Raw genomic sequence first — 23,294 nt, 5'->3', positions numbered from 1 at the left:
CTTCTAAAACTGCGAATGGTTTTGCGTTTCGTTTTTTTATGGGGACCTTAAACGCCCGGCTCTTGGTGCAACCGACGACATGCAGTGCCATCCTCACGGAACAGATGGCAACGCTCTGGCGGCAGGCCGATAGCGAATGTGGCACCCTCTTCTACCAACACCACGTCGTTCTGGCGGTAAACCAGGTTTTGACGGATGGCGGGGATCTGGATATGAATTTGTGTTTCGTGACCAAGCTGCTCGACCACCTGCACTTCACCTTCGAGGGTGACATCGGCGATATCGCTGGGCAGCAGATGTTCCGGGCGGATACCTAAAGACATGTTGGCGCCAACCTGTACCGCATGGCTGTCTACCGGGAGCCATATTTGCTGGCGGTTGGGCAGTTCAACCTGCACCTGATCGATAGCCGTTGCCGTGACTTTCACCGGCAGGAAGTTCATCTTCGGTGAACCAATGAAGCCCGCCACAAAGCGGTCAGCCGGGTAGTGATACAGTTCCAGAGGCTTACCAACCTGCGCTACGCGACCGGCATCCAGCACCACAATTTTGTCGGCCAGAGTCATCGCTTCGACCTGATCGTGGGTAACGTAAATCATCGTGCGGCCAAGACGTTTATGCAGGCGGGAGATTTCAATACGCATCTGCACGCGCAGAGCGGCATCGAGGTTCGACAGTGGTTCGTCCAGCAGGAATACGCGCGGTTCGGCGACCAGCGTACGGCCAATCGCCACACGCTGACGTTGTCCGCCGGAAAGCGCTTTTGGTTTACGCTCCAGCAGGTGTGCCAGTTGCAGAACTTCCGCAACCTGGTTCACTCGCTGGTTCATCACCTCTTTTTTCGCTCCGGCCAGTTTGAGGCCGAACGACATGTTTTCCGCGACAGACAAATGGGGATACAACGCGTAGGACTGAAAGACCATGCCTACACCACGTTCGGCGGGCGGAATGTCGTTCATCCGGGTCTCCCCGATAAACAGGTCACCACTGGTGATGGTTTCAAGTCCGGCGATCATACGCAGCAAGGTCGACTTACCGCAGCCTGACGGTCCGACAAACACCACGAATTCCCCTTCGTGAATGTCGAGATTGATATCTTTCGATACCACCACGTCACCCCAGGCTTTCGTTACATTTCGTAGCTGTACGCTCGCCATGCCCTTCTCCCTTCGTTACAACCTGTCATCGACAGCAACATTCATGATGGGCTGACTATGCGCGATCCCTTGACTGCGTGAATCCTCCACCCCCCGGCTTTTTTATGGGGGAGGAGGCGGGAGGATGAGAGAGCAGCGTCTGAGACCCGGGCCACCAGCCTCAGAGGAATTTCGTGATGCAGCCTGCAAAAATCGGTGGGTTTTTATGTGCGCCAGTACGCAATACTCACATTTATGTAACACAGATCACATAAAGAGCGGGTGGGGCGTAGGGGTAAGGAGGATGGAAAGAGGTTGTCGTATAAAGAAACTAGTAACCGTTAAGCCACCTCTGCAAAATCACCAAACAGGATGGGAACTATGAAAATCAAAACTGGCGCACGCATCCTCGCATTGTCTGCATTAACGACGATGATGTTTTCCGCCTCGGCTCTCGCCAAGATTGAAGAAGGTAAGCTGGTTATCTGGATTAACGGCGACAAAGGCTATAACGGCCTCGCTGAAGTGGGCAAAAAATTCGAGAAAGACACCGGGATCAAAGTCACTATTGAGCACCCTGACAAACTGGAAGAGAAATTCCCGCAGGTTGCCGCGACCGGCGACGGCCCGGACATCATCTTCTGGGCACATGACCGTTTTGGCGGCTACGCTCAGTCTGGCCTGCTGGCTGAAATCACGCCTGACAAAGCGTTCCAGGACAAGCTCTATCCGTTCACCTGGGATGCCGTACGCTATAACGGCAAACTGATTGCCTACCCGATCGCGGTTGAAGCGCTGTCGCTGATTTACAACAAAGACCTCGTTCCAAATCCACCGAAAACCTGGGAAGAAATTCCTGCACTGGATAAAGAGCTGAAGGCGAAAGGTAAATCCGCGCTGATGTTTAACCTGCAAGAACCGTACTTCACCTGGCCGCTGATTGCCGCCGACGGTGGTTACGCGTTCAAGTTTGAGAACGGTAAGTACGATGTGAAAGACGTGGGCGTGGATAACGCTGGCGCGAAAGCGGGTCTGACCTTCCTGGTTGATCTGATCAAGAACAAACACATGAACGCGGATACTGATTACTCCATCGCCGAAGCGGCCTTTAACAAAGGCGATACCGCGATGACCATCAACGGTCCGTGGGCGTGGTCCAACATCGATAAGAGTAAAATCAACTACGGCGTCACGCTGCTGCCAACCTTCAAAGGCAAAGCGTCTAAACCGTTTGTTGGCGTTCTGAGCGCCGGTATCAACGCCGCCAGCCCGAACAAAGAACTGGCGAAAGAGTTCCTCGAAAACTACCTGCTGACCGATCAGGGTCTGGATGAAGTGAACAAGGACAAACCGCTGGGCGCCGTTGCGCTGAAATCCTTCCAGGATCAGTTAGCGAAAGACCCACGTATCGCCGCCACTATGGATAACGCCCAGAAAGGCGAAATCATGCCGAACATCCCACAGATGTCCGCATTCTGGTATGCCGTTCGTACCGCAGTGATCAATGCAGCCAGCGGCCGTCAGACCGTCGATGCCGCACTGAAAGACGCGCAGGGTCGTATCACCAAGTAGTGCTGTAGCACACGTGCCGGATGGCGGCATAAATGCCTTATCCGGCCTACAACTCACCGTAGGCCTGATAAGCGCAGCGCCATCAGGCACTTTTGCCGACAGATGTTCAATGTTGTAGAGGAAGATCCCCATGGATGTCATTAAAAAGAAACACTGGTGGCAAAGCGACACGCTGAAATGGTCAGTGATGGGTCTGCTTGGGCTGCTGGTCGGTTACCTTGTTGTTTTGATGTACGCTCAGGGGGAGTACCTGTTTGCCATCATGACGCTGATTTTAAGCTCTGCTGGCCTGTATATTTTCGCTAACCGTAAAGCCTATGCCTGGCGCTATGTTTACCCGGGCGTTGCCGGTATGGGGCTGTTTGTCCTGTTTCCGCTGATTTGTACGATCGCCATTGCCTTTACCAACTACAGCAGTACCAACCAGCTGACCTTTGAACGCGCTCAGGAAGTCCTGATGGATCGTTCGTATCAGGCTGGGAAAACCTACAACTTTGGCCTGTATCCGGCGGGTGATGAGTGGCAACTGGCCCTCACCGACGGTGAAACCGGCAAGAATTACCTTTCTGACGCTTTTAAATTTGGCGGCGAGCAGAAACTGCAACTGAAAGAAGCCGAGGCGCTGCCGGCAGGCGAACGTGCAACACTGCGTATCATCACGCAGAATCGCCAGGCGCTTACCCAATTGACCGCCATCCTGCCGGATGAAAGCAAAGTTACCATGAGTTCGCTGCGCCAGTTTTCCGGCACGCAGCCACTTTATACGCTCGCTGAAGACGGCACACTCACCAACAGCCAGAGCGGCGTAAAATACCGCGCCAACAACGATATTGGTTATTATCAGGCGATTAACGCTGACGGTAGCTGGGGTAGCGAAAAACTCAGCCCGGGCTACACCGTTGCCATCGGCTGGGATAACTTCACCCGCGTGTTTACCGACGAAGGCATCCAGAAACCGTTCTTCGCCATCTTCGTCTGGACGGTGGTCTTCTCGGTACTGACCGTTATTTTGACCGTTGCCGTGGGCATGGTGCTGGCCTGTCTCGTACAGTGGGAGTCTCTCAAAGGCAAAGCGATTTACCGCGTCCTGCTGATTCTTCCGTATGCCGTACCGTCGTTTATCTCGATTCTGATTTTCAAGGGCTTATTCAACCAGAGCTTTGGTGAAATCAACATGATGCTGAGCGCGCTGTTTGGCATCAAACCGGCCTGGTTCAGCGACCCAACGACCGCGCGTTCGATGATTATTATTGTCAACACCTGGCTCGGTTATCCATACATGATGATCCTGTGCATGGGTCTGCTGAAAGCGATTCCTGACGACCTGTATGAAGCCTCAGCGATGGATGGCGCAGGTCCATTCCAGAACTTCTTTAAGATAACGCTACCGCTGTTAATTAAGCCGCTGACGCCGCTGATGATCGCCAGCTTCGCCTTTAACTTTAACAACTTCGTGCTGATTCAGCTGTTGACCAACGGTGGTCCGGACCGTCTTGGTACCACCACACCAGCCGGTTATACCGACCTGCTCGTGAGCTACACCTACCGTATCGCCTTTGAAGGCGGCGGTGGTCAGGACTTCGGTCTGGCGGCGGCGATTGCTACGCTGATCTTCCTGCTGGTTGGTGCGCTGGCGATTGTGAACCTGAAAGCCACACGTATGAAGTTTGATTAGGGGAGATAACGACAATGGCTATGGTCCAACCGAAATCACAAAAGTTACGTTTATTCGCAACGCACTTAGGGCTGCTGATTTTTATCGCGGCGATCATGTTCCCGCTGCTGATGGTTATCGCTATCTCGCTGCGCGAAGGTAACTTTGCCACCGGCAGCCTGATCCCGGAAAACATCTCCTGGGAACACTGGAAACTGGCGCTGGGCTTTAGCGTTGAACACGCGGATGGCCGTGTGACGCCACCGCCGTTCCCGGTACTGTTATGGCTGTGGAACTCGGTGAAAGTGGCCAGCATTACCGCGATCGGTATCGTGACACTTTCCACTACCTGTGCTTACGCCTTTGCTCGTATGCGTTTCCCGGGCAAAGCAACCCTGCTGAAAGGGATGCTGATTTTCCAGATGTTCCCGGCGGTGCTGTCTCTGGTCGCGTTGTATGCTTTGTTTGATCGCCTGGGCCAGTACATTCCGTTTATCGGCCTGAACACGCACGGCGGCGTGATCTTCGCCTACCTCGGCGGTATTGCGCTGCATGTATGGACGATAAAGGGCTATTTCGAAACTATCGACGGTTCACTGGAAGAAGCGGCCGCGCTGGATGGCGCTACGCCGTGGCAGGCATTCCGCCTGGTGCTGCTGCCGCTTTCCGTTCCGATTCTGGCGGTCGTGTTTATTCTGTCTTTCATTGCCGCTATTACCGAAGTACCGGTCGCGTCACTGCTGCTGCGTGATGTGAACAGCTATACCCTTGCGGTAGGTATGCAGCAGTACCTCAACCCACAGAACTATTTGTGGGGCGACTTTGCCGCCGCGGCTGTACTTTCAGCCATTCCGATCACTCTGGTGTTCTTGCTGGCGCAGCGCTGGCTAGTCAACGGTCTGACCGCGGGTGGTGTGAAAGGTTAAGTTTTACCGAAGTACCTGCCCGGCAACGGGCAATGCCACTGCAACCCTCAACTTATGTTATCCCAACCTGTGACTGTTATTCGGCGCTCTACGGAGCGCCCTTTTTTTATGTTATTTTGCATCACTGTTACGATTATTTCCTTTCGTGCTCTCCATCACTGCAATTCTATTTCCTGTCTGAATATAGATAAATCAAACAGAATTAAGATCACAGAAAAGACAAAACGTAATTGCAATGTAAAAAATGATAATTGTCTTCCCTGCCTGTTAAATTCAACATCACGGCACTGATCAAAAGAGCTGTATCCTCTAAGGCAGGTCTGAATGAACTCTCAATATAATTCCAGTTATATTTTTTCGATTACATTAGTGGCAACGTTAGGAGGGCTATTATTCGGCTACGACACTGCGGTCATATCCGGAACGGTAGAATCCCTGAATACCGTGTTTGTCGCCCCACAACATTTAAGTGAATCCGCCGCCAACTCGCTGTTGGGCTTTTGCGTCGCCAGTGCGTTGATAGGCTGCATCATCGGCGGTGCCCTGGGCGGCTATTGTAGTAACCGGTTTGGCCGCCGGGACTCGCTGAAAATCGCGGCTCTGCTGTTCTTTATTTCCGGTATTGGTTCCGCCTGGCCAGAATTAGGTTTTACGACTATTAACCCAGATAACGCCGTACCCGTTTATTTAGCCGGATACGTTCCCGAATTTGTTATTTATCGTATCATTGGGGGTATTGGCGTAGGTTTAGCTTCAATGCTCTCACCAATGTATATTGCAGAACTGGCGCCCGCACACATTCGCGGGAAACTGGTGTCATTTAACCAGTTCGCCATTATTTTTGGTCAACTGTTAGTGTATTGCGTTAACTATTTTATCGCACGTTCAGGCGACGCCAACTGGCTGAATACCGATGGCTGGCGCTATATGTTTGCGTCCGAAAGTATTCCCGCCCTGCTGTTTTTACTGCTGCTGTACACCGTACCAGAAAGCCCGCGCTGGCTGATGGCACGTGGCAGACACGAGCAGGCGGAAGGTATTCTGCGCAAAATTATGGGCAGCGCCCTCGCCACCCAGGCCATGCAGGAGATCAATCAGTCTCTGGAACATGGTCGTAAAACCGGCGGCCGCCTGCTGATGTTTGGCGCAGGCGTTATCGTCATCGGCGTAATGCTGTCCATCTTCCAGCAATTCGTCGGTATTAACGTCGTGCTCTACTACGCCCCGGAGGTGTTTAAAACGCTGGGAGCCAGCACCGATGTGGCGCTGTTACAGACCATCATTGTTGGCGTGATCAACCTGAGCTTCACCGTGCTGGCGATCATGACGGTGGATAAATTTGGTCGAAAACCGCTGCAGATTATTGGCGCTCTGGGCATGGCCATCGGTATGTTCAGCCTCGGTACCGCGTTTTATACCCAGGCTTCCGGGCTGGTTGCTCTGCTGTCGATGCTGTTTTACGTCGCCGCATTCGCCATGTCCTGGGGACCGGTTTGCTGGGTGTTGCTGGCAGAAATCTTCCCCAATGCGATTCGTGGCAAAGCGCTCGCCATTGCCGTTGCCGCTCAATGGCTGGCGAACTACTTCGTCTCCTGGACCTTCCCGATGATGGACAAAAATTCGTGGCTGGTTTCCCATTTCCACAACGGTTTCTCCTACTGGATTTACGGTTGTATGGGTATTCTGGCGGCGCTGTTTATGTGGAAGTTTGTACCGGAAACCAAAGGCAAAACGCTGGAAGAACTTGAAGAACTGTGGGAACCCGCCACAGAGAAAACCCAGCCTGCCTCTGCGCAGTAATCCTGACCTGCAACACGCCGCAGCCCGATTGCGGCGTGTTATCTTTTACTCTCGCTTCAGCCGTTTGGAATTACACAGCCACAGGGTGATCACCAGCAGCAGGATCGCCGCGGAATAGATCAGTACATCCATCGGTGCTTTATGATCGACGATGATCAACCGCACAATCGCGGTGATCCCAATATAGACAAAATAGCGCAACGGAAAGTGAAACCCTGACTGAAAGTACTTCACAATCAGCGCGATAAATTCAAAGTAGAGGAAGTAAACCACCAGCCCTTCCACCAGCTCATACTTGCTTGTTTGTTCCGGCGCGAACAGCACATCCGCCAGATGCAGCGTTTCTTTCCCGAGGAATACAACCAGGATCAGGCCCAGAGTCAGCAGCCCCAGATTCAACACGGTCTGTAAGATGGTGGAGATAAACTCCACGCGCGGACGAGATAGCGACGTCATAACAGCACCTCTTACTCAGTGGCGAGGTTCCTGTATAACGCAAAAATGTGACAGAGATCTACATTTTTTGTTTATTTTTTGTTCTCCAGAAGGTCCTTGCCGGATGGCGGCTTTGACTTATCCGGCCTACGGCCCGGTAAGCTCTGCGCACCAGGCGATCGCGTATTACCGGAAGTTTTCACTTCTGTCGCTGGTCATGTCGTACAGACCAAACTTACGTCCAAGCTGCTGGCCGCCATCACGCGTTAACGGCGTCCAGCCAATCGCCGCACGGCTGCGGGTCGGGCCAGACGAGAACAGATCCAGCGGCACGGATACGTACACCCCTTTGGTAAAATCACCCTCTCCGTACTCATCCGGCGAGGCGTCGGTGATGGTCGCATAGCCGCCGACCACAACGCCGCTGTCAAAGCGCTTCGCCACTTCCAGCGTTCCGCCCTTATCTCCCGCCAGATACTGGCCCACGCTGGCTTTCACCAGTACATCCTGAGCGAATGACGGATTCCAGTACGCCGTCAAATGCCCGGTCTTCACGCTGTAGTCGGTGAATTTCATCATATCCTGCGCGCTACGCCAGTCACGCTGTTTCACGTAGTTGGCATCAACACCAAACGCCCAGCTGCTGTCCAGCGGACGATACAGCACTTCTGCCCCCGCTCCGCCGTACATGGTTTCCAGATAGCCACCATAAACCTGTCCGTAGAACCCGTTTCCGAGTGACTGGAAGTAGTTGGCCTGCAGGTTATTCACGTAGACATCGTTTTGCACATACTCGCGCACATGGGTACGCACTCGTGGCAAATGCGAATCCTGCGGCGGGTTGGTGTAGTTAAATTTGTCATAGTTATTGGCGAGGTTGGCGAACAAACTTCCGGTGGTCAGCAGGTGATCGGTCACCCACCAATCCGCTGTTCCCATCACGCCCAACTGATACATATAGAAGTTTTCCGGGCCGCCCACCGACTGGTTAAGCACCGGATCGATGTGGAAATCGAAGCGTGACTTATCGATATACCAGCCCTGCTCGGTCGTTTTCGGCACCACAGGCTCAACGCGTTTTTGCGCCAGCTGGGTTTCATGGCCCAACGGTTCGCCTTCCAGATGACGCTTGAGGCTGGAAACCTCCGTTCCGGTCGTCACCTGCGGTAAGTTAAGACGATTTTCCGTAATACGGATCGTGCGGATCCCGTCGGGAAGATCGTTCATCACGATCCGGTTGGCACGTTCGATCCCTTCGCGCGAATCACGATATTTCACCTGTTCACCGGTCACATACAGCGTATCGCCCTGCACCTGAATTTTAGGATCGGCCAGTCCGGCGTTATATTTCAGCAGCGTTAACTGATTCGCCACCACCGAGTGTTGCAGGATGGCATCCTGCGGCTGTGGCTGATATTTCGGGCGGGCGTTGTCGTTATAGTTTGGCCGCAGATCGTTGAAGTTAGTCCGCAGCGTGACCCCAAACATAAAGGTGTTCCCGCGCTCATAGCTGAGGTTAACGTCGGCCCAATCGGTGGCGCGATAAATAGCGCCGACGTTAAACTTGCTCTTCTGATCCAGCTTGCCCGCAAAATCCTGCTGGTAATTGTTTCCCTCATACTCCAGTTTCAGACGCAACGGCTGCCAGGGTGTCTGATACTCGACGCCGCCAAACAGCGATGCCGGGCCGTGGAACATCTGGCTGCCGTCAATAGAACCGGCCTGCTTGTAGCTGTTATCGCGATAGCAGAATTTATCGCTGTATGAGCAAAACGGATTGCTGACGTTACCGCTGGTCCCGAGATATCCCCAGCCCAGGCCAAGCGAGAAATCAAACGGCCCCCAGGCTTTATTCGCCACAATATACTCCGCATCGAACAGGCCAGTTCCGCCAATATCTCGCGCGCCAACCGCCACCTGCGGCATCCAGTAGCTCTCTTCCCACAGCCGTAGTTTGAGATCAAAAGCTTTATCCTTGTAAGTCTGATCGCCAGAAAACGACTCCACGCTACTGTATTTTTTGGTACGCACATCGGTATAGCGCAGCGTGGTTTCCAGCCACGGGAAGAGCTGCACCGACGCAGAGTAGTAGCGGTACTGATCGTTATCGCGGTAATTGAGGCTCATTTCGCCCTCGCGCGCCATGCGTGCGGTTGGGGTTTGCAGCAGCCCCACGCCGCCAAAATCGGACTGCGAAGGTCCAATGGGCGCGGGCCAGGTTTCACCATGGCAGGCAACGCTTACGCCCAGCGCCAATACGCTGAGCAGGTAAGTTTTTCTCATTATTCGGGTATCCGCTGGGTCAGGGTGCGAAGAATGTCGGCATTAATTTCATCCGGGGTGCTGCTCCAGACAGCATCAGAGAGTCCGACATAAATGATGCTGCCGGGCATCGGCTCAACGTGACGTTTGTTCCAGTAAGCGACCGGTACTTTTTGCGTGCGCCCGTCGGGATAGATAACCCAGGCGAAGCTACGATCCGCGCCGCTGAGCCGACTTTGCCCATCGAGATAACTGGCAACATCACGCCCGGGCATAAACGGTTGTTTACCCGGATGGCTTAGCAGGCCAAACAGCGTGATATGCGTTGGCTGCGCTCCGACCCACAGCGTGTAATTGCCCTGCAACGGCGGGTTGCCTCGCTCGCTGACGCGCACAACATCCGGGTCAAGATTAATCATCTGCCTGCCGGTCACCTTCAACGCCTGAATTTGCTGGCGTAATGCGTTGATAGCGGCAGCATCGTCACCGCTTTCTTCAGCGCCCAGCGTCGCCAGGCGAGCCAGTAACGCCTGCTGCTGACGTCCCGCCTCCGTCGTTGCCCGCTCTTCGCTGATAACCGCACCTGGCCACCAGCTATTGCTCAACAGCGGCTGTCCGACCAGGTCGAGCAGATGTTCGGCCCCGGTCAGCGTTTTTGGCTCTTCGCTGGCAGAGGTAAAGACCTTAACGCTGCCCGCAGCAAAAACAGACGCTGCGCTCAGGCTCAACAGCAGCGCCATAACGGCTCGTTTGATCATGATTTTGCCGCCTTAATCAGCGTGGTTTTCACCGGGAAGTAATGCGCGCCAAGATACTGTTCCGACTGGCGAATCTGCCCTTCACTGTCGATCCAGTAGCGGTTATGCCAGCGCGTTTGATCGGTGGTTACCTCTTCATCGAGGATCCGTACCGGCGTGTCATCGCTGCCGACCTTGATGGTGTCTGCGCCATCCCATTTGAAAACCGAGCGCGCGGTGGCATAGCGTACCTGCTGATGTTCAGTCCAGCCCATTGTGCGGGTCCACGTTACGCCATCGACTATCTGATTGGGTTTGATGAGTGGGTCTGCCGCCAGATTATTCACCTCGATTAGGTTGTCCCCACCGAGATGCGTTTTCACAATGCGCCCATGCTGCGTGACGAGAATAGCCCGATCCTGAGTCACCCATTTCTGCTGTCCGTTTTCCGCAAACGCGAGTACCACAAACAGCTGGGGGCCGCCGTTTAGCTGCATATACTGGCTGGCGTAGGGCATATTTTGGATTTCATCGTCCGTCATCTGTACGCCGGGAGTACCAAACACGCTATCCCACAGCGAATGTCCCAACCCTTCGGTGGTGGCTGAGCACGCCTGCAGTAACAGGCAAACCATTATGAGCGCTGGTCGCTTCACGACGTTTCTCCGCATTATTGCCGGGTGGCGCGACGCTTACCCGGTCTACAAATCCCACAGACTTTTGGCGATTCCAAAATAACCACACCGAAGTGTGGTTAGAATTAAACGTACCTTTATTACTGGGTACTGGTGGTTGTAGTGGTTGTGGTTCCGGTATTAGAACCATCGCCACCACCGGTCGCCGCCAGGGCGACCCCCACTGCAGAACTTACGGTGCTCACGCTGGTTGCGGAGGAACTTCCTGCCGAAACCGACGCGGCAGCCGACCCTGCCGCCTCACCCACCTGAACGGGGGCAGCATAGACAGAAGTCGCCGCAAGCGCAGATATAGCCCACAGGCCATACAGAACTTTTTTCATTAAAAATTCCCTTCATTGTATGAATGGAGATTTACCCAAAAGAATTTCGGGCGAGATCGAGTATACACAAACCAAAGTGTGCAAATTACACCATGCGGGAATTTAGGATAATTAGATAACGAAAGGAAAAATGATTAAAAATATAATAAAGACAACTAAATCAATAAATTAAAATATAAAAATTAAAATGCAATATCCGGTAAATCCGAAAAAATAAGAATTTGAATAACATTAAGAAAATTATTTTAGGATTAAGCTCAATTAAGGTATGAAGTTAAAACGTAGATATCCTGGAGCATTCTTACAAAAAAGCCGATATTAATATCGGCTTTTTATTTCATTAATGCCGGATGCGGCTAAACGCCTTATCCGGCCTACAAGTGTGTGCTATCAGGCACGCCAGGACTTATAACGGTTAATCAAACCGTTGGTAGAACTGTCGTGGCAGCTCACTTCTGAACCATCTTTCAGCTCTGGCAGAATGCGGTTCGCCAGCTGTTTGCCCAGCTCAACGCCCCACTGGTCAAAGGTGAAGATATTCAGGATAGCGCCCTGAGTGAAGATTTTATGTTCGTACAGTGCAATCAGCGCACCCAGGCTGAACGGCGTGATTTCGCGCAGCAGGATGGAGTTCGTTGGGCGGTTACCTTCGAACACTTTGAACGGCACAACGTGGTCCAACGTTGCCGGATCTTTACCCTGGTCGCGGTATTCCTGCTCAACCACTTCACGAGATTTACCGAATGCCAGCGCTTCGGTTTGCGCGAAGAAGTTAGACAGCAGTTTCGGATGGTGATCCGACAGCGGGTTGTGGGTGATGGCCGGCGCGATGAAATCGCATGGAACCATTTTGGTGCCCTGGTGGATCAGCTGGTAGAACGCATGCTGGCCGTTAGTACCCGGCTCACCCCAGATGATTGGGCCAGTCTGGTAATCCACCGCATTGCCGTTACGGTCAACGTATTTACCGTTGGATTCCATGTTGCCCTGCTGGAAGTAAGCCGCGAAACGGTGCATATACTGGTCATACGGCAGAATCGCTTCGGTTTCGGCACCGAAGAAGTTGTTGTACCAGATACCGATCAGCGCCAGCAGCACCGGCAGGTTTTTCTCAGCCGGAGTGGTGGAGAAGTGTTTGTCCATCGCATGCGCGCCGGAGAGCAGCTCAACAAAGTTGTCGAAGCCTACGGACAGGATGATGGACAGACCGATTGCAGACCACAGGGAGTAACGACCGCCTACCCAGTCCCAGAACTCGAACATATTGGCAGTATCAATACCGAACTCGCCAACCGCTTTACCGTTAGTGGAGAGCGCAGCGAAGTGTTTGGCAACGTGCTTGTTGTCGCCTGCGGTCGCCAGGAACCAGTCGCGCGCGCTGTGGGCGTTGGTCATGGTTTCCTGGGTGGTGAAGGTTTTGGAAGCGACCAGGAACAGCGTGGTTTCCGGGTTCACTTTCTTCAGCACTTCGGCAATGTGCGTACCATCGACGTTAGACACAAAGTGCATGTTCAGGTGATTTTTGTACGGACGCAGCGCTTCGGTCACCATGAACGGGCCGAGGTCAGAACCGCCGATACCGATGTTTACTACATCAGTGATGGCTTTACCGGTATAGCCTTTCCAGCTTCCGGAGATGATCGCTTCAGAGAAGGATTTCATCTTCTCCAGCACAGCATTCACTTCCGGCATGACATCTTTGCCGTCAACGATGATAGGCGTATTGCTACGGTTGCGCAGCGCCACGTGCAGCACGGCACGGTCTTCAGTGCGGTTGATTTTCTCACCGGAGAACATGGACTTGATGGCGCCCGCCAAATCGGTTTCTTTCGCCAGATCCTGCAGTTTAGCCAGCGTCTCTTCAGTGATGCGGTTTTTGGAGAAATCCACCAGCATCAAATCGTCAAACGTCGCGGAAAACTTAGTGAAACGATCGCTATCTTTCGCGAAAAGATCCGCGATAGTAACGTCTTTCATTTCTTCAAAGTGTTTTTGTAGTGCCTGCCAGGCTGAGGTCTGCGTTGGATTGATGTTTTTCATTAGCAATACTCTTCTGATTTTGAGAATTGTGACTGAGATCGATTGTAACGCCAGTCACAGAAAAGTGTGATTGTTTTAATGCCATTGCCAGGGCATCCGCCAAACGTGGCTAAAAAGTATAGCGGTTATCAGCGTTGTTATTAGTACCGTTACTCAACGCAGTTGCAGCATGAAAAATCCGCATAATCCCAGCGTTGACAGTGCAAGCTACACATTTTATTTATAAATACGGTATTTGCATTTGCGCCTGCACCGGTTTCTGTTCTGCCTTATGTGCCATGGTCGCTCTATTCATTCCCTGACACGAGGTAGTTATGACTGATGTAGTTGTCTCCAAGTTTGGCGGTACCAGCGTGGCGGATTTTGATGCCATGAATCGCAGCGCTGATGTAGTGCTTTCTGATGCTAACGTCCGTGTAGTGGTACTTTCCGCTTCTGCGGGGATCACCAACCTGCTGGTCGCACTGGCTGAAGGGCTGGAGCCAACCGCGCGCTTCGAAAAACTCGATGCCATTCGTCAAATTCAGTTCAATATTCTGGAGCGCCTGCGTTATCCAAACGTGATCCGTGAAGAGATCGAACGTCTGCTGGAAAACATCACCACGCTGGCAGAAGCGGCGTCACTGGCGACCTCAACCGCGCTGACCGACGAACTGGTCAGCCACGGTGAACTGATGTCTACCCTGCTGTTCGTCGAGATCCTGCGTGAGCGCAACGTGCAGGCGCAGTGGTTTGACGTACGTAAAGTGATGCGCACCAACGATCGTTTTGGCCGCGCAGAGCCTGACGTCGCGGCGCTAGCCGAACTGGCAACGCTCCAGTTGGCCCCGCGTCTGAGCGAAGGTCTGGTGATTACTCAGGGCTTTATCGGCAGTGAAGGTAAAGGCCGCACCACCACGTTGGGGCGCGGCGGGAGCGATTATACGGCTGCCCTGCTGGCCGAAGCGCTGCACGCCACGCGCGTCGATATCTGGACCGATGTTCCTGGCATTTACACGACCGATCCGCGCGTTGTTCCGGCGGCGCAGCGTATTGATGAAATCGCCTTTGAAGAGGCCGCAGAAATGGCGACCTTTGGCGCGAAAGTGCTGCACCCGGCAACGTTGTTGCCAGCCGTGCGTAGCGATATCCCGGTGTTTGTTGGCTCCAGTAAGGATCCAAAAGCAGGCGGTACGCTGGTATGCAATAAAACCGCGAATCCACCGCTGTTCCGGGCGCTGGCACTGCGCCGTAAGCAAACGCTGCTAACGCTGCATAGCCTGAATATGCTGCACTCTCGCGGCTTTTTAGCGGAAGTGTTCGGCATCCTGGCACGCCACAATATCTCGGTAGATTTGATTACCACATCCGAAGTCAGCGTGGCGCTGACACTGGATACTACAGGCTCCACCTCCACCGGCGATACACTGTTAACACAGTCTCTGCTGATGGAACTGTCTGCACTGTGTCGGGTTGAAGTGGAAGAAGGCCTGGCGCTGGTGGCACTGATTGGCAACGACCTGTCCAAAGCCTGTGGCGTGGGTAAAGAGGTGTTCGGCGTACTGGAACCGTTCAACATCCGCATGATTTGCTACGGCGCATCCAGCCATAACCTGTGCTTCCTGGTGCCCGGTACTGAAGCCGAACAAGTGGTACAGAAGCTGCACCATAATTTGTTTGAATAAAATTTCATCACGCAATAAACAATAACGATAGCCGGGCTCGAACCCGGCTTTTTTATAACAACACATTTCAATCGCAAGGAATATAACATGCTCGCTACTCTCACGCGGCTGTTCCCGTTATGGGCACTGCTGCTCTCTGTTGTTGCGTATTACACGCCCACCACCTTTACGCCTGTCGGGCCATTCGTGCCGTCGTTACTGATGCTGATCATGTTCGGTATGGGCGTTCACCTGAAGGTAGACGACTTTAAACGCGTACTCTCACGTCCTGCACCAGTCGCGGCGGGTATTTTCCTGCACTATCTGGTGATGCCGCTCGCCGCATGGATTTTAGCGCTGGCATTTAATATGCCGCCGGAATTGTCCGCAGGGATGGTGCTGGTCGGTAGCGTCGCCAGCGGAACAGCATCAAACGTAATGATCTATCTGGCAAAAGGCGATGTGGCACTCTCTGTGACTATTTCATCGGTTTCAACGCTGGTGGGCGTTGTCGCCACACCGCTGCTTACACGGCTGTATGTCGACGCGCATATCCAGGTAGATGTGATGGGTATGCTGCTGAGTATCCTGCAGATCGTGGTCATTCCGATTGCGTTGGGGTTGGTCATTCACCACCTGTTCCCACGCGTCGTAAAAGCCGTGGAACCGTATCTGCCCGCATTTTCAATGGTGTGCATTCTGGCGATCATCAGCGCCGTCGTAGCGGGTTCTGCCTCGCACATTGCATCTGTCGGCTTTGTGGTGATTATCGCCGTAATCCTGCATAACACCATTGGCCTGCTCGGCGGCTACTGGGGCGGAAAACTGTTTGGTTTCGACGAGTCAACCTGCCGTACGTTGGCAATCGAAGTGGGCATGCAGAATTCGGGACTTGCCGCTGCGCTGGGCAAGATCTACTTTGGCCCGCTTGCCGCCCTGCCCGGCGCGTTGTTCTCCGTCTGGCATAACCTTTCCGGTTCGCTGCTGGCAGGCTACTGGTCCGGCAAGCCGATTGAAGAGAAACCACACGCAGTAAAACAACACTAATCTTCATAAATGGAGGAGGCATCCTCCATTTCTCCCTACCTGCATTTGAACCCCATCACAAAACAACAAATATCAACACAAAACAAAATAATTATTTAATTGTTATATTTCAATCAAATATACAAATAAACCTGTTTCAAACCCCAGTTCAATCATTTTTTGCATGTTGATTTGGTTTGTTTTAATTGGGAATATGATTCCACTACAACACAGATAAACCCTTACCCTATCTTCGAGGCCGCTATGAAAAAAATTGCGATTATTGGAAGCAGTGGAGGCAACCTCTACAACCTGGGTGGTGCCGAACCCGAAAAGCTACTCCAGGAAATTTACCAGCAGTGCGAAGCCGCAGGTGTGGAAGTTGCCGCTGTGCAGTTCATTGCGGCAGAGGCCTCAATGGACGCTGCCAAACCTCACACACCAGCGTCTGTATTTTCACTAACCACAGAAAACCAACAAAAACCACAAAGGATATTTCAGGGCAAACTTTCAGAAGTGAACGACTCGGTAGTTGAGAGCGATTGCAGGATTGCTAAAATGATCCGTAACGGTGAGATCGACGGGATCATCGTGATGAGCGCCGATCCGGTGAAGGCCAACCAGGCGGTCTTTGCCGCAGCTGTTGAAATGAAAACACCGATTGTTGGCACCGGCGGAACCTCAATGGCGCTAGTGGCGGCAAAAGGGGCAAATATCGTCGCAACCTCGGGCACGACGGGTACCACCAGCCGAACCCGCGCAGTCTCCTTCATCGCATCACTGTGTAAGCACTGGGGCGTTAAATACAAACCACAGTTGGGCAGTGCCTCTCCTTCACAGGGCGGTTCTGGAAAAAGTCTGCTTAAGCGCTTCAATATTCGCAGCATAATGATCCCTGCGCTGCCGGGCTTTATTGCCATGGCAATCGTGCTCGCACTCAGTCACATTCCGGGCCTGGAAAAACTCAACGATATCTTTGAAATTCTACTGAAGGGCCTACCGGTTTTAGTTGCGGTTCTCGCAGCAAAACAGATTTCGGAACTGGATGAAGTCTCAATTGTTGCCGGGGTGGTCGCCGGAGTACTTTCCGTCGAAGGCGGTCTGATTGGAGGGATCATCGGTGGTTTGATGGCCGGGATTTTCGTTCGTTGGCTGTTCGAATTATGCCTGAATTGGCGCTTTCCGATGACCACCGTCAACATTGTAGCGGGTGGGATCTCAGGCCTGGCCGCTGGGTTAATCATGCACTATCTGCTGAGTCCGCTGGCGCTGTCAGCAGGTAATTACATCAAACTGGCTATCGAAAGCACGCTGGCCTTCAGCCCTATTCTTGCCGGCCTGCTGGCTGGGTTGGTTATCTGGCCAGCTATTCTGGGGGGAGTCTATCACGCAGTCATTCTGCCGCTGGTGCTCCTGGAAATGGAAAAATCCGGAGTCAGCTTCCTCGGCGCTGTCGATATGGTAGGCCTGGTGATGGTTGCTGCAGGAATCAACCTGGCTAACGTCATCGCACCACGAGAAAAAAGCGAAGCAGCCGTCGCGACGCCCGGCCTGCTTATCAACCTCGGCTTTGGGACCTTCGTTGAATCGGCCTATCCGTTCATGTTTGCCAACAAAATTGTCTTTGGTTCAGCGATCGTTTGGGCCGGTCTGGGCGGCGTGATGCTGGGTTTCTTTAACGTCAAAGGCGTGGCTTATGTCCCCGCATTTGCCTCTCCGTTCTTATCCAGCAATGCGCTGCAAATGGCGATTGTTATGGTTACCGTCATGGGCCTGACCTGTATTTCCACCATTATTGCCAACCGTTTTAAGGCTGTCGCACAGAAAGAATCTACCGCGTCAGCCCATTAATTAATGCACCAACACCAGAGGTACACCATGTTTAAAGGCGATATGAATAAAAAACGCGCTAAAGCGTTACAGAAAGTGAAAGATGCCATCACGCTGCACGGCGGGCAGACCATCCTCAGTACAGGGATAACCGGCGACGATGCGCGTCTGGCAAAAGCAGTATGTGAGGCGGGCGTTAAGCTGCTCGAACCGAACCATCCCGCACTGGCGCTGGCGCGTGGGCATAAGGGGGTAAGCAACATGCACGCGGCAGAACAAATCCGCCACGAAATCACCAACAGCCAGATGGCCGAAGCAGTACATGGCGTACGTAATGTGGTTCCTGACGATATCTTCATTACCGTCGGTATCGCAGGTGGCTTTACCGAAACGTTACCAGTCCCGCTCACGGAAACAGAGATACTGGAGATTGCCCGTGCTGGTGCCGATGGCTTACACACCCATAAATCCGACTGGGACGATCTACAGGACATCGTTAATCTCGCCCATCAGTATGGCCTGACCGTTGATGCTTATATTGGTCACCCGGATGACCTGCATACCTTCGGTATTCCTGCACGCACTCCGGAAGAGGTCGCCAGCGTAGCAAAACGGATGCAGGAAATTGGCGTCGACATGATTGGTTTAATGACCGGTATGAGCTACGAAGGCGTAGCCGCAGGTGATATTCCGCAAGCCATTAAAGATCGCCTGTGGGCACTGGTCGGCGCGGTAAGCGTGCCGACGCTGGCGGAAGGCGGAATTAACCTCGCCAATGCCAAAGCGTTTAAGGATACCGGGGTCAATATTCTGGTCGTCGGTACGGCAATCGACAATATGGTCTGCAACGCCGCCAAAGAGGCTGTCACACCGTTTATTGCGCATTGATATTAAGGGAAAAAAAGCATGTTACTGGTCACCGATCTGGATGGAACACTACTGACTTCGCAAAAGACAATCAGTCCACGCACTCGTCAAGCACTCGTAGAATTCCACCAGCGCGGTGGCCTGTTGGCCGCCTGTTCCGCCAGACCGGTCTCCTCTATGATGCGCCTGCTACAGCAGCAGCAGGTTAATGCGCTGTTTGGCTGGTGCGCAGGCTTTAACGGAGGTCAGATCCTCGAGATGGCGCAGCAGCACAATATTCATACTGCAGCGCTCTCTTGTATGAATCTTCGGGATATTGACTGGCATATTTCGCTTTCCCTCTGTCCTCATCACTTTTTTAGCGCCGATGCTATTTATCATCGTTGCGACCAACAGATTGCGCCATGGACAACTTATGAAGCCCGTTTATTTGAATTACCACTTATTTTGGCAGCGCCTGGAAATATTTTAAATCGGCAGGATATTTATAAAATCACACTCGTTACCGAGCAGTTAAAAATAAATGCACTATGTGCAGAAGTGAATAATAAATTGCCTTATGGCTATACAGCGACTATCACTGGGGAGAATTACATTGATATCCAACGTAGCGAAATAAATAAAGGTTATGCTATTAGCATGTTAATGCACCAGCTAAATATAACAGCCGATAAAGTTGCGGCGATTGGCGACCAGCAAAACGATATCAGTATGTTTTCCGCCGCCGGCATTGGTATTGCAATGGGGAATGCGCCTGAGGTAGTAAAACGACAAGCCAGCTATGTGACGGCCTCTAATGATGATGAGGGTATTGTCTGTGCGCTGGAGTGGTTGCGTTGCTCTGCACATCCAGTTACCATGCGCCAAAGCACGACGTTGGCGGAAAATAATGAACCCGATTAAAAGAAGAAAACATATCCTCGATGAATTAAATAAATTCGGTGAAGTGACGGTTATCAAATTATCGGAAACGCTAAAAGTCACATCAGAGACCATTCGCCGCGATCTCTCCATCCTGGAGTCTGAAGGGCAAATTACCAAGATTCACGGCGGAGCCGTCAAAAAGCAGGTTGTTCAGGAAGATGAATTTGGCGCGCGGATTGATATACACCGCGAAGAAAAAATGGCAATTGGTAAACTTGCCGCCGGGATGGTCAGCGAGCACGACACTCTATTCATTGACTCCTGTACAACAAATCTTATTCTGGCCGAACAATTACCTCCTCTGGCCTACTCCGTTATTACTAACTCAGCCTTAATTGCCGATAAAATAAAAGAACATAATCTTAAAGCGCGCGTTTATGTATTAGGTGGTGAATATGACTACCATTTCCGTGCCAATCTCGGCGTCTCCGTTTGTCAGCAAATAAACACTATTCACGCAGATATCTGCTTCATCGGCGCGGGTGGTATTTCACCTCAACATGGTGTGCTGGTGAAAAGCTTCGATGAAGCCTATGTTGCCAAATCAATGATTGCTATGAGTAAAAAGTCGGTAATTCTTGCCGACCATACAAAATTTGGCCAGGACGGAGTGATGTGTATCGCCACATTAAAAGAGATCGATAACATCATCACAGACAAACGATTCGTAACAACGGGCTATACACAGCAGGACTTCGCCGGAAAATTACGTATTGCTGAATAATACAATACATGACGCTATCAGCAGGTTCTGGATTACCGTACACTGAGGATATCGGCTAACAGAGGGCACCCTTATGGCACTCCCCCGCATTACCCAAAAAGAGATGACCGAGCGCGAACAGCGTGAACTGAAAACGCTGCTCGACCGCGCGCGCATTGCGCATGGTCGGCTGCTTACCAACGCTGAAACAAACAGCATCAAGAAAGAGTACATCGATAAACTGATGGCTTTGCGCGAAGCAGAAGCTAAAAAAGCCCGCCAGTTAAAGAAAAAGCAGGCTTATAAACCGGATGCGGAAGCATCGTTTTCCTGGTCAGCAAATACGCCGACACGCGGCAGACGTTAGCGTCCCTTCTTCTTACGCCCCGGAGAGGTAAAACGCTTACCGTTTGCCGCCGGGCGCGATTTTTCTTTCTCCGCTGATTTTTCGATTTTCACTACCGGACGCTTAATGCCTGCGGTTTTTGGCTTCGCTTTCGCCTTCGGTTTGGCTTCTGAGGACGAGTTCTCAATCAGCTTGAACAGATCGATCAGTTCGTCATCTGTCAGGTCGCGCCATTCACCAAGCGGCAGACCAGACAAACCAACGTTCATGATTCGCGTACGCTCAAGCTTGGTAACTTCATAGCCAAAGTGTTCGCACATACGACGGATCTGACGGTTAAGTCCCTGAATCAGCGTAATGCGAAACACAAACGGCGCTTCTTTCTTCACCTTACATTTTTTGGTGACGGTACCGAGAATGGGCACACCGGCCCCCATCCCACGGATAAAGTCATCAGTGACCGGCTTATCGACCGTCACCAGATACTCTTTTTCGTGATCGTTACCGGCACGCAGGATTTTATTCACCAGGTCGCCGTGGTTAGTCAGAAAGATAAGTCCCTGGGAATCTTTGTCCAGACGGCCAATTGGAAACACGCGCTTGCTGTGATTCACGAAATCAACAATGTTGTCGCGTTCGCTGTCTTCCGTGGTGCTGACAATCCCTACCGGCTTGTTCAGCGCGATAAAAACCAGATCTTCCGCTTCACGCGGCTCAATCAACCGACCATTTACTTTTACGACGTCGCCAGGCATCACCTGATCGCCGATGGTGGCGCGTTTGCCATTCAGGAAGACATTCCCTTGTTCGATAAAGCGATCCGCCTCGCGACGCGAGCAGATTCCGCTTTCACTGATGTATTTATTTAATCGGATAGATGAGTCGGGCAGCATAATTTCTCCTGTATACACTTCATCCTGCAAGCTGTCTCTGCGTTGGCTACCCTCACTCACCCAGGTCACATAGCAATCTATGCTCCCGGGGGTTCGCTCCCTTGCCGCCTTGATACAACTTGAATGACTTTGTGTATTAAAAGCGAAATATACCCTACCTTGCGGACGATAAAAAATAATCGTGTTCGACTACCCACGCGCTATTTGTGATCCGTCACACCTTTTGACACAAAAGTGTCAGCGATCCATCCCTGCAATTTTGTTGAGTGAAAACAAGCAGAATCAATACATTAGAGAGGCATGCACATCTGTGCCGACAACGCACCATCACCACATCAAATGTGCAACACAATCGGTCATTTCAGGACGATGAAATAAGTGAAAATAGCTTTGAGATGGAGAACAGATGGGGTTATATCAGATCAAGAAGGCAATTTCGTGATTTGCACAAATGTGCAGGAGTCCAAAAATGGCGACGGAAAACAGCGATGATATCCGCCTGATCGTAAAAATAGCGCAGCTGTATTACGAACAGGATATGACACAAGCGCAAATAGCTCGCGAGCTGGGTATTTATCGCACCACGATCAGCCGTTTACTAAAACGTGGACGCGAGCAGGGTATCGTCACCATCGCCATTAATTACGACTACAACGAAAATCTGTGGCTGGAACAGCAGCTAAAACAGAAATTTGGCCTGAAAGAGGCGGTCGTAGTCTCCTGCGATAGCGAGCAGGAAGATGAACAACTTAATATGATGGGCGCACATGGCGCACAGTTGCTGGAACGCTTACTGGAACCTGGGGACATTATCGGGTTCTCATGGGGCCGCGCGGTACGGGGACTGGTGGAAGGATTATCTCCTGCCAGCCAGTCGCGCCAGCTGATCTGTGTGCCGATTATCGGCGGACCATCCGGCAAGCTTGAAAGCCGCTACCACGTCAATACGCTGACCTACGGCGCTGCGGCAAAGCTCAAAGGGGAATCACACCTGGCAGATTTCCCGGCACTGCTGGAAAACCCGCTGATCCGTAACGGGATCATGCAGTCACGACATTTTAAATCGATTTCTGCGTACTGGGATAATCTGGACATCGCGCTGGTCGGGATTGGATCTCCGGCGATACGTGATGGCGCCAACTGGCACGCTTTTTACGGCAGTGAAGAGAGTGATGACCTGCATGCCCGCCAGGTCGCCGGAGACATTTGCTCGCGCTTTTACGATATCAACGGTGTAACCGTAGAGACCAATATGAGTGAAAAGACGCTCTCCATCGAAACCAATAAATTAAAACAGGCGCGTTACTCCATTGGCATTGCAATGGGTGAAGAAAAATACAGTGGGATATTAGGCGCATTACGTGGGAATTATATTAACTGTTTAGTCACCAACAGCAATACCGCTGAGTTATTGTTGAAGTAAATAAATTCTAATTGGTCCTACCATAATTAAATTTATGTGGGATCCCCTTATCTGAAATC

General features: G+C 52.0%; 20 protein-coding genes and 1 pseudogene. 12 read left to right on the top strand and 9 right to left on the bottom strand.

Annotated elements, in window-relative coordinates; all coding sequences use genetic code 11:
• Positions 1–47: 47 nt before the first annotated feature.
• Entirely contained in the window at positions 48–1,157 is a 1,110-nt protein-coding gene (gene malK, locus OGY06_RS20305) for a maltose/maltodextrin ABC transporter ATP-binding protein MalK (protein WP_048215134.1), read from the bottom strand.
• A gap of 360 nt (positions 1,158–1,517) precedes the next feature.
• Between malK and malE the strand changes: the two genes are divergently transcribed.
• Positions 1,518–2,708, top strand: coding sequence for a maltose/maltodextrin ABC transporter substrate-binding protein MalE (gene malE / locus OGY06_RS20300; RefSeq protein ID WP_003031680.1), 1,191 nt, complete (start codon positions 1,518–1,520; stop codon positions 2,706–2,708).
• Between the two features lie 15 nt (positions 2,709–2,723).
• On the opposite strand, the pseudogene OGY06_RS23335 reads toward malE, so the two are convergent.
• A pseudogene (locus OGY06_RS23335) lies at positions 2,724–2,798 on the bottom strand (hypothetical protein); the annotation flags it as partial.
• 40 nt (positions 2,799–2,838) lie between these two features.
• On the opposite strand from OGY06_RS23335, the gene malF reads away from it, so the two are divergent.
• From malF to xylE, 3 genes are all read left to right on the top strand, one after another.
• The gene (gene malF / locus OGY06_RS20295) at positions 2,839–4,383 is read left to right on the top strand and encodes a maltose ABC transporter permease MalF (protein WP_003826577.1); all 1,545 of its coding nucleotides are present in this window, start codon (positions 2,839–2,841) and stop codon (positions 4,381–4,383) included.
• A gap of 14 nt (positions 4,384–4,397) precedes the next feature.
• On the top strand, positions 4,398–5,288 hold the full coding sequence (gene malG, locus OGY06_RS20290) for a maltose ABC transporter permease MalG (protein ID WP_003826575.1): 891 nt from the start codon (positions 4,398–4,400) through the stop codon (positions 5,286–5,288).
• 324 nt (positions 5,289–5,612) lie between these two features.
• A complete protein-coding gene (gene xylE, locus OGY06_RS20285; protein ID WP_126957379.1) occupies positions 5,613–7,088 on the top strand; it encodes a D-xylose transporter XylE in 1,476 nt (491 codons plus the stop codon).
• 45 nt (positions 7,089–7,133) lie between these two features.
• Here xylE and psiE read toward each other — a convergent pair whose 3' ends face one another.
• The 6 genes from psiE to pgi all read right to left on the bottom strand — a co-directional run bounded on the left by psiE (position 7,134) and on the right by pgi (position 13,580).
• Entirely contained in the window at positions 7,134–7,544 is a 411-nt protein-coding gene (gene psiE / locus OGY06_RS20280; protein ID WP_063941223.1) for a phosphate-starvation-inducible protein PsiE, read from the bottom strand.
• A gap of 165 nt (positions 7,545–7,709) precedes the next feature.
• Positions 7,710–9,806, bottom strand: coding sequence for a YjbH domain-containing protein (locus OGY06_RS20275; protein WP_286605909.1), 2,097 nt, complete (start codon positions 9,804–9,806; stop codon positions 7,710–7,712).
• Positions 9,806–10,543: a capsule biosynthesis GfcC family protein gene (locus tag OGY06_RS20270; protein WP_126957383.1), complete on the bottom strand. Its 738-nt coding sequence runs from the start codon at positions 10,541–10,543 to the stop codon at positions 9,806–9,808. Before OGY06_RS20270 ends, OGY06_RS20275 begins: the two co-directional genes overlap by 1 nt.
• Positions 10,540–11,178 carry a YjbF family lipoprotein gene (locus OGY06_RS20265; RefSeq protein WP_126957385.1) on the bottom strand — a complete coding sequence of 213 codons (639 nt, stop codon included), beginning with the start codon at positions 11,176–11,178 and terminating at the stop codon, positions 10,540–10,542. The genes OGY06_RS20270 and OGY06_RS20265 overlap by 4 nt, the downstream gene beginning before the upstream one ends.
• A gap of 119 nt (positions 11,179–11,297) precedes the next feature.
• On the bottom strand, positions 11,298–11,540 hold the full coding sequence (gene yjbE / locus OGY06_RS20260) for an exopolysaccharide production protein YjbE (RefSeq protein WP_003826562.1): 243 nt from the start codon (positions 11,538–11,540) through the stop codon (positions 11,298–11,300).
• Between the two features lie 390 nt (positions 11,541–11,930).
• The gene (gene pgi / locus OGY06_RS20255; RefSeq protein ID WP_286605908.1) at positions 11,931–13,580 is read right to left on the bottom strand and encodes a glucose-6-phosphate isomerase; all 1,650 of its coding nucleotides are present in this window, start codon (positions 13,578–13,580) and stop codon (positions 11,931–11,933) included.
• Between the two features lie 314 nt (positions 13,581–13,894).
• Between pgi and lysC the strand changes: the two genes are divergently transcribed.
• From lysC to OGY06_RS20220, 7 genes are all read left to right on the top strand, one after another.
• On the top strand, positions 13,895–15,244 hold the full coding sequence (gene lysC, locus OGY06_RS20250) for a lysine-sensitive aspartokinase 3 (protein ID WP_003826556.1): 1,350 nt from the start codon (positions 13,895–13,897) through the stop codon (positions 15,242–15,244).
• A gap of 87 nt (positions 15,245–15,331) precedes the next feature.
• Positions 15,332–16,270, top strand: coding sequence for a ketopantoate/pantoate/pantothenate transporter PanS (gene panS / locus OGY06_RS20245; RefSeq protein WP_126957387.1), 939 nt, complete (start codon positions 15,332–15,334; stop codon positions 16,268–16,270).
• Positions 16,271–16,513: 243 nt separating this feature from the next.
• Complete coding sequence (locus tag OGY06_RS20240) at positions 16,514–18,100, top strand: PTS sugar transporter (RefSeq protein WP_185879296.1); 1,587 nt, start codon at positions 16,514–16,516, stop codon at positions 18,098–18,100.
• 27 nt (positions 18,101–18,127) lie between these two features.
• Entirely contained in the window at positions 18,128–18,967 is an 840-nt protein-coding gene (locus OGY06_RS20235; protein ID WP_032942081.1) for a beta/alpha barrel domain-containing protein, read from the top strand.
• An 18-nt stretch (positions 18,968–18,985) separates the two neighbouring features.
• The gene (locus tag OGY06_RS20230) at positions 18,986–19,849 is read left to right on the top strand and encodes a Cof-type HAD-IIB family hydrolase (protein WP_193134906.1); all 864 of its coding nucleotides are present in this window, start codon (positions 18,986–18,988) and stop codon (positions 19,847–19,849) included.
• Entirely contained in the window at positions 19,836–20,594 is a 759-nt protein-coding gene (locus tag OGY06_RS20225; RefSeq protein WP_126957391.1) for a DeoR/GlpR family DNA-binding transcription regulator, read from the top strand. Before OGY06_RS20230 ends, OGY06_RS20225 begins: the two co-directional genes overlap by 14 nt.
• 73 nt (positions 20,595–20,667) lie before the next feature.
• Entirely contained in the window at positions 20,668–20,940 is a 273-nt protein-coding gene (locus tag OGY06_RS20220) for a YjbD family protein (RefSeq protein ID WP_003826541.1), read from the top strand.
• Here OGY06_RS20220 and rluF read toward each other — a convergent pair.
• The gene (rluF, locus tag OGY06_RS20215) at positions 20,937–21,812 is read right to left on the bottom strand and encodes a 23S rRNA pseudouridine(2604) synthase RluF (protein ID WP_008786901.1); all 876 of its coding nucleotides are present in this window, start codon (positions 21,810–21,812) and stop codon (positions 20,937–20,939) included. The two genes, OGY06_RS20220 and rluF, sit on opposite strands and share 4 nt — an antisense overlap.
• A 469-nt stretch (positions 21,813–22,281) precedes the next feature.
• Here rluF and OGY06_RS20210 point away from each other — a divergent pair, with 469 nt between their 5' ends.
• Positions 22,282–23,235, top strand: coding sequence for a sugar-binding transcriptional regulator (locus OGY06_RS20210; protein ID WP_003826536.1), 954 nt, complete (start codon positions 22,282–22,284; stop codon positions 23,233–23,235).
• Positions 23,236–23,294: the final 59 nt, after the last annotated feature.

It is taken from the genome of Citrobacter sp. Cpo147 (genome assembly GCF_030332405.1).
Classification (GTDB): Bacteria; Pseudomonadota; Gammaproteobacteria; order Enterobacterales; family Enterobacteriaceae; genus Citrobacter; species Citrobacter portucalensis.
This window is presented reverse-complemented; position numbering and strand designations above follow the sequence as displayed.

What these genes read in the sequence shown, in the direction of transcription:
- OGY06_RS20270 (WP_126957383.1), bottom strand. Translation starts at nt 10,543, where the DNA reads ATGATCAAACGAGCCGTTATGGCGCTGCTGTTGAGCCTGAGCGCAGCG.
- yjbE (WP_003826562.1), bottom strand. Translation starts at nt 11,540, where the DNA reads ATGAAAAAAGTTCTGTATGGCCTGTGGGCTATATCTGCGCTTGCGGCG.
- OGY06_RS20230 (WP_193134906.1), top strand. Translation starts at nt 18,986, where the DNA reads ATGTTACTGGTCACCGATCTGGATGGAACACTACTGACTTCGCAAAAG.
- OGY06_RS20225 (WP_126957391.1), top strand. Translation starts at nt 19,836, where the DNA reads ATGAACCCGATTAAAAGAAGAAAACATATCCTCGATGAATTAAATAAA.
- psiE (WP_063941223.1), bottom strand. Translation starts at nt 7,544, where the DNA reads ATGACGTCGCTATCTCGTCCGCGCGTGGAGTTTATCTCCACCATCTTA.
- lysC (WP_003826556.1), top strand. Translation starts at nt 13,895, where the DNA reads ATGACTGATGTAGTTGTCTCCAAGTTTGGCGGTACCAGCGTGGCGGAT.
- malE (WP_003031680.1), top strand. Translation starts at nt 1,518, where the DNA reads ATGAAAATCAAAACTGGCGCACGCATCCTCGCATTGTCTGCATTAACG.
- malG (WP_003826575.1), top strand. Translation starts at nt 4,398, where the DNA reads ATGGCTATGGTCCAACCGAAATCACAAAAGTTACGTTTATTCGCAACG.
- pgi (WP_286605908.1), bottom strand. Translation starts at nt 13,580, where the DNA reads ATGAAAAACATCAATCCAACGCAGACCTCAGCCTGGCAGGCACTACAA.
- OGY06_RS20235 (WP_032942081.1), top strand. Translation starts at nt 18,128, where the DNA reads ATGTTTAAAGGCGATATGAATAAAAAACGCGCTAAAGCGTTACAGAAA.
- OGY06_RS20240 (WP_185879296.1), top strand. Translation starts at nt 16,514, where the DNA reads ATGAAAAAAATTGCGATTATTGGAAGCAGTGGAGGCAACCTCTACAAC.
- malF (WP_003826577.1), top strand. Translation starts at nt 2,839, where the DNA reads ATGGATGTCATTAAAAAGAAACACTGGTGGCAAAGCGACACGCTGAAA.
- OGY06_RS20275 (WP_286605909.1), bottom strand. Translation starts at nt 9,806, where the DNA reads ATGAGAAAAACTTACCTGCTCAGCGTATTGGCGCTGGGCGTAAGCGTT.
- OGY06_RS20220 (WP_003826541.1), top strand. Translation starts at nt 20,668, where the DNA reads ATGGCACTCCCCCGCATTACCCAAAAAGAGATGACCGAGCGCGAACAG.
- rluF (WP_008786901.1), bottom strand. Translation starts at nt 21,812, where the DNA reads ATGCTGCCCGACTCATCTATCCGATTAAATAAATACATCAGTGAAAGC.
- xylE (WP_126957379.1), top strand. Translation starts at nt 5,613, where the DNA reads ATGAACTCTCAATATAATTCCAGTTATATTTTTTCGATTACATTAGTG.
- OGY06_RS20210 (WP_003826536.1), top strand. Translation starts at nt 22,282, where the DNA reads ATGGCGACGGAAAACAGCGATGATATCCGCCTGATCGTAAAAATAGCG.
- malK (WP_048215134.1), bottom strand. Translation starts at nt 1,157, where the DNA reads ATGGCGAGCGTACAGCTACGAAATGTAACGAAAGCCTGGGGTGACGTG.
- panS (WP_126957387.1), top strand. Translation starts at nt 15,332, where the DNA reads ATGCTCGCTACTCTCACGCGGCTGTTCCCGTTATGGGCACTGCTGCTC.